The sequence below is a fragment of the Oceanicola sp. S124 genome, assembly GCF_000220565.1.
Classification (GTDB): Bacteria; Pseudomonadota; Alphaproteobacteria; order Rhodobacterales; family Rhodobacteraceae; genus Pseudooceanicola.
The window spans coordinates 1-9,404 of sequence record NZ_AFPM01000227.1 but is presented as its reverse complement, the minus strand read 5'-3'; the positions used below and the strand labels follow the sequence as shown (position 1 = coordinate 9,404).

Below are 9,404 nucleotides of genomic sequence, written 5' to 3'. Positions count from 1 at the left end.
CGGAGCGGTGGAGGACCTGCTGGCAGGTCTCGGTGCCGGTGACGGGTTGCTGGACCCGGTGGTGGCTGATGGTGGCCTGCTGGGTGATGTCACCGGAAACTCCGGCCTGCTCGGTGATGTCACCGGCTCGGACGGTGTGCTGGGAGAACTGACGGACTCTGACGGCGTACTGGGCGCGGTGACCGGTGAGGCCGGGCTTCTCGGCGAGCTGACCGGGGCGGGCCTGCTGGGCGATGGTTCCGGCGAAGGAGGCGGCCTGCTGGACGGCTTGCTCGATGGTGGGCTGCTCGATGGCGGGCTGGCCGGTCTCGGTGGGCTGACCGATCTGGCGGACCTGGGGGATCTCGGTGACCTTGCCGGACCCGTCAGTGACCTGCTCGGCGGCACCGATGGCCTGCTGGGGGGCGCCGGTGACGATCTGCTGGGTGATCTGCCCCTGGGTGAGGATGCCCTCGGCGGGCTGGTCGACGGGGTCAGCGATACCCTCGGCGGGTTGCTCGACACCGGCGCGCTGCTGGACCCGCTTTCGGGGCTGAGCGATGACCTGGGCGGAGCTCTCGGCGCTGACGGGTAAGGGCGCGCCCGGCCGCCAGCTGACCGCCTGTCGCGCTGGCATCATGCAGCACGGCCGGGCGGTCAGCATGGCGGCTGAAGAGGGGGGCTGAGCCGCAACGCTCTTCCCTGAGGGAAAGAGCCGCCTCTCCCATACGGGGCTGCTCTCTAGAAGGGCAGGTCGGTTCAGCCAAACCACCGCTCGCGACCTGCCCTTCGACTTGTCGGCTGCCGGAGGGCGGCCGGCGAGACACAGGCCAGAGAATGCCCAGAGACCGACCAGAGACCCGGCGTCCGGCCGCCCCGGCGACTGCGGCGCCCCTTCCACGACAGTGCGAGTGGCCGGTGCGACGGCCAGGGAAGCGAGATCACGATGAACAAGATCCTCGATGACGGCACGCTCGGGCACGGCGCTGCCGTCACCTATGAACAGCTCACCGGCCTTGCCATCCGGCTGAAGGCCGAGCAGCGCTTTCTCGAGGCCGCCACCGCCTACACCCGCGCCGGAGAGCTGCGGCCCGACAGCAAGGCCTGGCTCTTTGCCGGGCTGGCGCTGCGGGATGGTGGCGAGGTGGCCAAGGGCCTGGGAATGCTGGCGCTTTATGCGCGCGATCACCCCGAGGACGTCGACGGCTGGGTCAGCCTCGGGGTCTCGCTGAAGCGCCAGAAACGCTGGGGCGAGGCGGCGACGGCCTTTGGCCGGGCGCTTGCCCTGCGCTCGGACGTGGTGGTGCGCAATGCCTGCATCTCATGCCTGTGGCGGGATGGAAAGATCGGCGAAGCGCGGGTGCTGGGCTTGCGGAACCTGCGCGAGAAGGATGCCATCGCGCGGCAGTCCCATGCCGGCTCGGCGCTTGCCGGGACAGCGCTGCGCGACGGCGGACGGGGCTTTGACCCCGAGGATCGCCGGCGCAATGTCGTGGCCTTCTCGCTCTGGGGGGACCGGCCCGAGTATGTGACCGGGGCGATCGTCAATGCGCAGATCATCCAGCATGTCTACGTCGGCTGGACCGCGCGGTTCTACTGCGACCGGACGGTGCCCGAGGACGCGCGCGGGGCGCTCAGGGCCTATGGGGCGCAGGTGGTGATGATGGATCACGCCGAGCACGGCCGGATCCGCCCGATGTGGCGGTTCCTGGCGGCGGATGACCCCGGGATCAACGTCTTCGTCTGCCGCGATACGGATTCCCGGCTGAATCCGCGCGAATTGCTGGCGGTACAGGATTGGCTCTCCTCCGGCAGGCGGTTCCATGTCATGCGCGATCACGTGCTGCACCATGAGCTGATCCTGGCGGGGATGTGGGGCGGCATGGCCGGAGTGCTGCCCTCGCTCGCCGAGCTGATGCGCAAGGCGCCGCAGCATTTCGACAACAAGTTCGGCGACCAGGCCTTCCTGGCAGAGGTGGTCTGGCCGTTGATCCGCGAGGACACCAAGGTGCATGACACCCACTACGGTTTCCCGACGGCCGAGGGGTTCCCTGAGGGGATCGAGCTGCCGGGGCAAATCCATGTCGGCGGCGGGGTGAAGACCATGCCGCACTGGTCACGCTACGTGCAGATGGCGCCCGTGCCGAAGGGCGAGGGCTGACGTCGGCCATGGGCGACGCGTGGCACCCGTGACCGCCTGGCGCTGCTGCCGACGAGAGGCTGCACAGGGTGCCGAGGTGCTGCAGGTGAAGCGTCGCCGCAAACGGCACATGCGGGAGGGGGCGGGCCGGGTCCCGGAACAGCTGCATGGGGACGTCGAAAGGCAACTTCGCGCCTGTCCTTGCCACGTTATATCGACCCGTCGAGGCGCGCTGTGGTAGGGCAGGGACAGGCGCCTGCGGAGGCCGGTTCCGATGACGGCACATGTGATGACGAGAAGGCGGGACGCCTGCCTTGTTGCATGATGGCCAGGAAAACCAGTGAGGGAAGGAATGGGCTTCACGGAAGCACTGATTGCAGCGGCAGGCCTTGGAAGCGTGGCAATGTCTGTCATTGCCTTGCCGAGGCGGCCTGTGGGTCCCGTCCTTGTCGCCCTGATCGGAGCGGGCGTCCTCGCTGCGCTGTCCTACGATTGGGGAAGTCAGCCCTGTCAGTCGGATGCCGCAGGTTGCGGGATGCAGCGCGGTTTCGAGGCGTTGGTCGTGGGGGCTGCCGCAGCCCCATTGGCCATCGGTGTCCTGGCGGCGATCGCCTGGCGGATCCTGGCGGGCCGAGAAGCGACACTCAAGACACGCCTGCTGGTCTTGGGGGGCATGATTCTGCTGATGTCCGTCTTCGTTGTCAGCATCATGTGACACCCGGTTCGCCGCCCTGGCGCGGATCGCCAGCCTCGACCGCTGGTGGCAACGCCGGTGCAGACAAGGCAGGGCGACGCGGGGGGCTTGGGGGCTGACTGGACTTGGCGCAGCCAGAAGTGCGGGGCCGGACCTTTAGCTGCCGACGGTCAGGGTTTTGGCGGCAAGGGACAAGGCCACCAGAAGGTCTTTCCGGGTCAACGGTTTGCTGAGGAAGTCATTCATTCCTGCCGCGATGCAGGCGTTCCGATCGGAAGAGAAGGCGTTTGCTGTCAATGCGATGATGTAGGGTTGGGGGATGTCCAGTTTCCTGATCTCGCGTGTCGCATCCAGGCCGTCGAGTTCAGGCATGGAAAGATCCATCAAGATGACGTCAGGCTGTCGGGAAAGCGTACTTTCAACGGCCTGACGGCCATCCTCGGCGGTAAGCACGCGTGCAGGGGTCTGCTTCAGGAACTCGCTGACCAGCAAACGGTTGATCTCGTTGTCATCGGCGATCAGCACGGTCATGGCCCCCAGGTCTTCGATGGCATCCGACACGGGGGGCGGCGTCTCGCCCTCTCCAGAGCGCTCACCCAGATCCTCCAGCACCAAGGTCAGCTCAAAGTGACTGCCAGTCGATGGCCCGCCAGGCAAGAGGCGCAGGTCGCCTCCCATGCTTCGGGCGAGGACTCGACTGATCGACAGGCCCAACCCCGTTCCGCCATGGCGGCGGGTTGATGCGTTGTTGCCCTGATAGAAGGGGTCGAAGATCTTCTCCCAACTTTCTTGAGGGATCCCGATGCCGGTGTCCGAGACAGTTATCTGCAGGCGCCAGCCAGCTTCGCTCTTGGTGCTGCGGGCGCGAATGGCGACCTCGCCTTGTTCCGTGAACTTGATCGCGTTGCTGGTCAGGTTCATGAGGATCTGCTTCAGACGGGTTTCGTCGCCAATTGCACGCGGCGGAAGAGAGCCATCGCATACCAGGTCGAGCCGCAGCCCCTTCTGCTCTGCGAGTGGCTGCATAAGACGACGAATTGTCTCAATCGCCTCTTGCGGCGAGAAGGGGCGGTTTTCGAGGGCGAGTTGCCCGGCGTCCAGGCGAGAGAAATCCAGCACGTCGTTGACGATGCGCAAGAGCGATTTCGAGGCGTCGCGGATGGTCGTGACGTACTGGCTGGCTTCGGCGTCGAGGTCGCGGTCCTGAAGCAGCTCTCCCATGCCTGAGATCGCGTTCAACGGGGTGCGGATCTCGTGGCTCATGGTGGCCAGGAAGGATGATTTCGCCTTGGCGGAAGCTTCCGCCTGGAGACGCGCTGCTTGAAGCTCTCTGTTTGTCGTCTCGAGCACCTCGGTGCTTTCCATCAACCGCAGTTCGTTCTGCAGGCGCCTGCGCCAGCTGTGCAGACCGAAAGCGACAAAGGTGTAGGAAAGGTAGCCGAGCAGCAGCACGTTGAGCATTTGCAGCCAGAAGGCGCTGACCAGCGGGGTGGGTGATAGCCAGACATGCACGGCATAAATCGGGACCGCGCCGGCCAGGACCGCCAGTTTGGCCCAGGACGCAGAAGGATGGTGGCTCATCACGAAGCCGGCGTTGATCGTGGCGGCCATCAGGAAGCACAGCGCCATCAGGCCGGCCTCGCCCGTTGGCGATCTGATCAGCAGCAGGATGACACAGGAGGCGATCGTCGCCGATTGCAGCGCAGCGGACAGGGTCGTGAGTTTGAGAAGCGGTGACAATGGGTGTCGCCGCTTTGAACGCGCCAGCGCGTATCTAAGTGCCATCATGTCGATGCACTCACCCAGTATGGTGATCCCCACGCAATAGGCCGCAGCGCCGGAGCCAGCGAAGTACCAGACTGCTACCGCGCCAATCCCAGTCGCAACCTGTCGCAGCAGCAGTTGGCGAAAACGGGCGTGCGCGTATCGTTCGAACAGCGGGCGTGGGCCGTACTTCTTTTCGAAGGACTCCGGGGCTGGAGAATAAGCCGTTGTCAACGTTGTCTCCTTGCTTTCCTTACCAGTCCGTACCCGTACATCTGGAAACCGTAGCAATTGCTGTCGTGCAGTCCAAGGTCTCTGGGTGCGGCAGTGCAGAGAGCCGCGGGAAAGGGCAATCGTCAGAGGCCGCGTAGCGCCGCATTGAGGTGCGGCACGAACGTTTGGGGCCTGTTGGTTTCGGAATTGTGCCGGCCATCTGCGTGAGGCTCCCTTTCCAGCACGAGGCCAGTTCGTGCGGCCGCGCTGATCGTCTCGACCCTGGCGGGCATTCCCTCGCACCAATCGTCAGCACCCCGGTGGGTATCTGAACACCCGGGCGAAACGGCTCTGACCGTTGGGCTTGCCGTCGCTTTCGTGCTCGGCCAATTGCGACAAGGCCCATCTGTCCGGCATCTCGGTCAGGTGAGCTGAAAGCCGCATGCCGTCCATCGCGACACTGCCGTCACGGCACCTATCCAGAATGTGGCGACGTGGTCCCGGGACATCTGGAGCAGGGCTTTCGCCAAGCCAACGCCGAGCTGCGGTGTGGGACGTCCAGGCGTTTCCGGATCGGTCTTCATGTCGGAAGACGCGGTCGTGAGGGTCTGCACTTGAGACCATGTGCACCCACGTCAAGACAAGGCGGAGCATCCTCTGCCCTGAAGGCGCTGGTTGAACGTTGAGCCGCGGGATCTACTCATCCGCCGGTATCCCGGGGCGATGGGAAATGTTCTCCAGCACCCGGTTCAGCAGGGCCATCAGCGTTGCGCGTTCGGCCTGGTCAAGACAGGACAGGATGTTATCGGTATGTCCGGCCATGAGGGGGCGGAGCGCCGCCATCTTGTCTTCGCCCGCCGCGGTAAGGGACAGGGCGTTCACCCGGCGGTCGGTCTTGTGCCGGACCCGCTCAATCAGGCCGTCCGCCTCGAGGTCCGCCACCAGTTTCACCAGGGTCGACTTGCGCACCACCACCGCCGTGGCCAGGTCGTTCTGAGACAGGCCGGGGTTTTGCTCGATGATGCTCAGGATCGCGATCTGACCGCTGGACACCTCCGCGTCGGCAAAGACATCGTTGTTCATCGCCCGTATGTGAGAGCGCAGCGCGCGCGACATGTAGGCCATGTCTTGCGACAGGTGGCCCAGCTTGATGTCGCGGGGCTGCAGCGGTGATTGCGGCTTTGTCTTCGCCATGTCCCTTATTCCTCCAATCGCCTTGCCGAACGGTTCAGGCGTGCGGACCGGCAGCGTCCCTAGGGCGGCAACTATCGTCTGGTCCGGGGGGCGGGGTCAACGTCAATGCCCGGTTTCCTTGGGCGGGGCGAGGCCAAGGGACGCCAGGACCTCATCGGTATGCTGCCCCAGGGTCGGGGGCGGCCCGGCGACCTCCGGGCCGTCATGGTCGAAGCGGAAGCCCGAGCGCAACACCTGTGCGCTGCGCCCTGCGAAGGCATCGCCGGGCACCTGGACCTCATCGAAGAGATCTCGGCTGGCCAGTTGGTCCAGGTCCATCGCCTGGGGAAGCGATCTGACGATACCGGCAGGGATGCCGGCGGCGTTCAGCGTCGCTTCCCAGTCGGCGGCGCCCCGAGTGCGGAATGTGGCGGTCAGCTGATCCTGCAGCGCAGTGTCGTTGTCCAGGCGGGCGTCGGGCGTCGCGAAGCGGGGATCGGACAGCAGGTCGGGGCGGTTCATTGCCTCGCACAGGCGTTCGTACTGGTACTGCTGCACGACGCCCAGGGTGATCGGGTCGTCGGCGGTCTCGAAGGTGTCGGCGGTCGGGGCGCGGGAAAAGCCGCGGTTGCCGGTCCGTTCAGGCGCGATGCCCGAGATCATCCAGGGTGTCACCACCGAGGACATCATGACCAGGGCCGCGTCCAGCATGGCCACATCGATCACCTGGCCCCTGTTCTGCGGGTCCCGTTCCCGCTGGGTGATGGCAGCCAGGATCGCAAAGGCCGACAGCAGCGCCGAGTAGGTATCGACGATGGGGAAGCCCACGCGCAGGGGGCCGCCCCCTTCGTCATAGCCGGTCAGCCCCATCAGGCCCGAAACGCTCTGGATGATCTGGTCGATGGCGGGAAAATCGCGCATCGGCCCCTGCTGGCCATAGCCTGAGATCGAACAGTGGATCAGCCCGGGGTTGCGGGCCTGCTGGGTCTCGGCATCCAGCCCCAGGCGCTTGATCACGCCGGGGCGGAAGTTCTCGACCAGCACGTCAGCGCGGTCGACGATGGCCTGGGCGGCCGCCTGTCCGGCCTCCGATTTCAGGTCCAGCACCACCGACTTCTTGCCCGCATTGGTGCTGATGAAGGGTTCGGCCATGCCGCGCAGCTCGGCCCGCTGGGTGTAATAGCGCAGGGCGTCCCCTTGGGGGGGCTCGATCTTGATGACCTCGGCGCCCAGCTGGCAGAGAAACTGCGTGGCGAGCGGTCCCGCAATGACATGGGAAAAATCGGCGATACGGATGCCTTCAAGCGGCTTGGTCATTGGGACTCCCTCTGGGTCTGTCAGGTGGGGCAGGGCGGCCGTTACAGGTACGGCAGCCACAGGGCGATGGCGGGGAAGATCAGGATCAGCGCCACATGGATCACGTCGGCGCAGACGAAAGGGGCCGTGCCCTTGAACATCTTGCCCACGGGGATGTCGCGGGCGACGCCCGACAGGACGAAGACGTTCATCCCCACTGGTGGCGTGATGAGCGCGATTTCGGTCATGCGGATGACCAGCACGCCGAAGAGGATCGGGTCGAACCCCAGCGACATGGCGACCGGGAAGAATAGCGGCACGGTCAGTGTCATCATGGCCGAGCCGTCCAGGACCATCCCGAGGAAAAAGTAGACGGCAAGGATGGCCAGCAGGATCCAGATGCGTGCCACCTCCAGCCCGGTCACGAAGTCGACGACCCGCACGGGGATGGTCGAGACGGTGATGAAGCTGTTGAAGACGAAGGCTCCGAAGAGGATGCCGAAGATCATGCCGGTGGTCTTCATCGTGTCGTAGACCGAGCGTTTCAGCATGACCCAGCTGAAGCGGCCCCGGGCGGCGGCGATGATGACGGCGCCGAAGGCACCCACGGCCCCGGCCTCGGTCGGGGTGAAGATCCCGCCCATGATGCCGCCGATGACCAGGATGATCAGCAATACCACCTCGCCCGAGCGACCGAAGGACTGGGCCTTTTCCTTCCAGGTGGTGCGGGGGCCGCAGGGGCCGGCGGCGGGGTTGCGGCGGCAGATGATCCAGATCACGGTCATGTACATCAGTGCCAGCAGGATGCCGGGCAGGATCCCCGCCGTGAACAGGGCCCCGATCGAGGTCTCGGTCAAGATGCCGTAGATGATGAACATCCCCGAGGGCGGGATCAGGCTGCCGATGGTGCCGCCCGCCGCGACCGAGCCGCAGGCCAGCGAGACGTCGTAGTTGTGCTTGCGCATTTCCGGCAGGGCGACGAGGCCCATGGTGGCCGTGGTCGCGAGGCTTGAGGCATTGACCGCGGCGAAGCCCGAAGAGGCCCCGATGGTCGCCATGGCCAGCCCGCCGCGCATCTGCCCCAGCCACTTGGCCGCCAGGTCGTAGAGGTCCTTGCCGAAACCAGAGGCAAAGAGGATATGGGCCATCAGCAGAAAGAGCGGGATCGTTCCAATGGCATAGTTGGTGGCCGCGTCATGGGCGATCACGCCAAGTTTCACGGTGGCCGCCTTCAGCGAGGTCAGCCAGGTGAAGCCCGCGAAGCCGACCACGCCCATGGCAAATCCGATGGGCATGCGCAGCAGGATCAGCAGGAACAAGGCGGCGGTGCCGAGCAATCCGATTTCGATCGGTGTCATCAGTGGGACCTTTCATCCTCGGTCGGGCGTCCGGCGAAGGACAGGCAGGCCCGCATCACCAGCACGATGCAGGTCAGCACCAGGGCGGCGACCATCATCCAGCGGAAGGGCCAGGCAGGGACATTGATGATGGCCGCGGTCTCATTGCGGGCGGTCATCTTGATCGCCTCCAGCCAGACCGCGCGGCAGATCGCGACCCAGAAGACCAGGGCTATCAGGTCGATCACCCCTTCCAGCACTTGCGACACGCGGGGCGGCAGCAGGCTGGTCACGAATTCGACGCGGGTGTGCGCGCCGCTCCAGGCAGCGTAGCACAGCGAGAAGCTTATGGCCGGGATCAGCAGGATCTCGGACAGGGCATAGGAGCCGGGGAAGGCGATGTTCAGCGCCCGAGCTGCGACCGTCGCGACGGTCAGCAGCGTCAGGGCGATGATGCAGGCGACGCCGATGACGCCGCCAGCCTTCACGAGCCAGCCGATGAGGGTTGTTGCCCGTGTCATGTCAGCCTACTTCCGTGCGGCGGCGCGCACGTCTGCGAGCATGTCCGAGCCGGGCAGGCCCATTCCGTCAAGCTCGGCCGCCACCTGCTCCGCATTGGGGGCGAAGTAGGACAGATACTCGTTCACCACCGCCTCGTCGGGACGGTTGTGGACCACGTTCTGTTCCTCGGCGATGGCGCGGCCTTCGTCCTCGGCGGCGACGCCCAACTCGGTGTTGCGGGTCGTCAGCCAGTCGATGTTGTCCTCGAACACCTGCTGGATATCCTCGGGCAGGCTGTTCCACACGT

The 9,404-nt window shown here is 65.5% G+C and carries 9 protein-coding genes; 3 read left to right on the top strand and 6 right to left on the bottom strand.

Going from position 1 to position 9,404, the window contains the following annotated elements; genetic code table 11:
* From OS124_RS27545 to OS124_RS0115580, 3 genes are all read left to right on the top strand, one after another.
* Window positions 1–574 (top strand): hypothetical protein (locus OS124_RS27545; RefSeq protein ID WP_010140703.1); only part of this gene is annotated, 574 nt, incomplete at its 5' end.
* A gap of 351 nt (window positions 575–925) precedes the next feature.
* Window positions 926–2,140, top strand: a complete 1,215-nt coding sequence (locus OS124_RS26165; RefSeq protein WP_010140702.1) for a UDP-N-acetylglucosamine--peptide N-acetylglucosaminyltransferase-like protein — start codon at window positions 926–928, stop codon at window positions 2,138–2,140.
* 331 nt (window positions 2,141–2,471) lie between these two features.
* Window positions 2,472–2,834 (top strand): hypothetical protein, encoded by a 363-nt coding sequence (locus tag OS124_RS0115580; RefSeq protein ID WP_010140701.1) that lies wholly within the window; start codon window positions 2,472–2,474, stop codon window positions 2,832–2,834.
* Window positions 2,835–2,969: 135 nt separating this feature from the next.
* Here the strand turns inward: OS124_RS0115580 and OS124_RS0115575 are convergent, their stop codons facing one another.
* The 6 genes from OS124_RS0115575 to OS124_RS27540 all read right to left on the bottom strand — a co-directional run.
* Entirely contained in the window at window positions 2,970–4,811 is a 1,842-nt protein-coding gene (locus tag OS124_RS0115575) for a response regulator (RefSeq protein WP_138919561.1), read from the bottom strand.
* Between the two features lie 675 nt (window positions 4,812–5,486).
* Window positions 5,487–5,984 (bottom strand): MarR family winged helix-turn-helix transcriptional regulator, encoded by a 498-nt coding sequence (locus OS124_RS26160; RefSeq protein WP_010140699.1) that lies wholly within the window; start codon window positions 5,982–5,984, stop codon window positions 5,487–5,489.
* A gap of 102 nt (window positions 5,985–6,086) precedes the next feature.
* Complete coding sequence (locus tag OS124_RS0115565) at window positions 6,087–7,280, bottom strand: CaiB/BaiF CoA transferase family protein (protein WP_010140698.1); 1,194 nt, start codon at window positions 7,278–7,280, stop codon at window positions 6,087–6,089.
* A gap of 41 nt (window positions 7,281–7,321) precedes the next feature.
* Window positions 7,322–8,617, bottom strand: coding sequence for a TRAP transporter large permease (locus OS124_RS0115560; protein ID WP_010140697.1), 1,296 nt, complete (start codon window positions 8,615–8,617; stop codon window positions 7,322–7,324).
* Window positions 8,617–9,117: a TRAP transporter small permease gene (locus tag OS124_RS0115555; RefSeq protein WP_010140696.1), complete on the bottom strand. Its 501-nt coding sequence runs from the start codon at window positions 9,115–9,117 to the stop codon at window positions 8,617–8,619. The genes OS124_RS0115560 and OS124_RS0115555 overlap by 1 nt, the downstream gene beginning before the upstream one ends.
* Window positions 9,118–9,123: 6 nt before the next feature.
* A partial coding sequence (locus tag OS124_RS27540; RefSeq protein ID WP_040607364.1) for a hypothetical protein occupies window positions 9,124–9,404 on the bottom strand: 281 nt, incomplete at its 5' end.

Bases quoted from the DNA above. Each gene is read 5' to 3' on its own strand.
- OS124_RS0115560 (WP_010140697.1), bottom strand. From the start codon at position 8,617: ATGACACCGATCGAAATCGGATTGCTCGGCACCGCCGCCTTGTTCCTG.
- OS124_RS0115565 (WP_010140698.1), bottom strand. From the start codon at position 7,280: ATGACCAAGCCGCTTGAAGGCATCCGTATCGCCGATTTTTCCCATGTC.
- OS124_RS0115555 (WP_010140696.1), bottom strand. From the start codon at position 9,117: ATGACACGGGCAACAACCCTCATCGGCTGGCTCGTGAAGGCTGGCGGC.
- OS124_RS26160 (WP_010140699.1), bottom strand. From the start codon at position 5,984: ATGGCGAAGACAAAGCCGCAATCACCGCTGCAGCCCCGCGACATCAAG.
- OS124_RS26165 (WP_010140702.1), top strand. From the start codon at position 926: ATGAACAAGATCCTCGATGACGGCACGCTCGGGCACGGCGCTGCCGTC.
- OS124_RS0115580 (WP_010140701.1), top strand. From the start codon at position 2,472: ATGGGCTTCACGGAAGCACTGATTGCAGCGGCAGGCCTTGGAAGCGTG.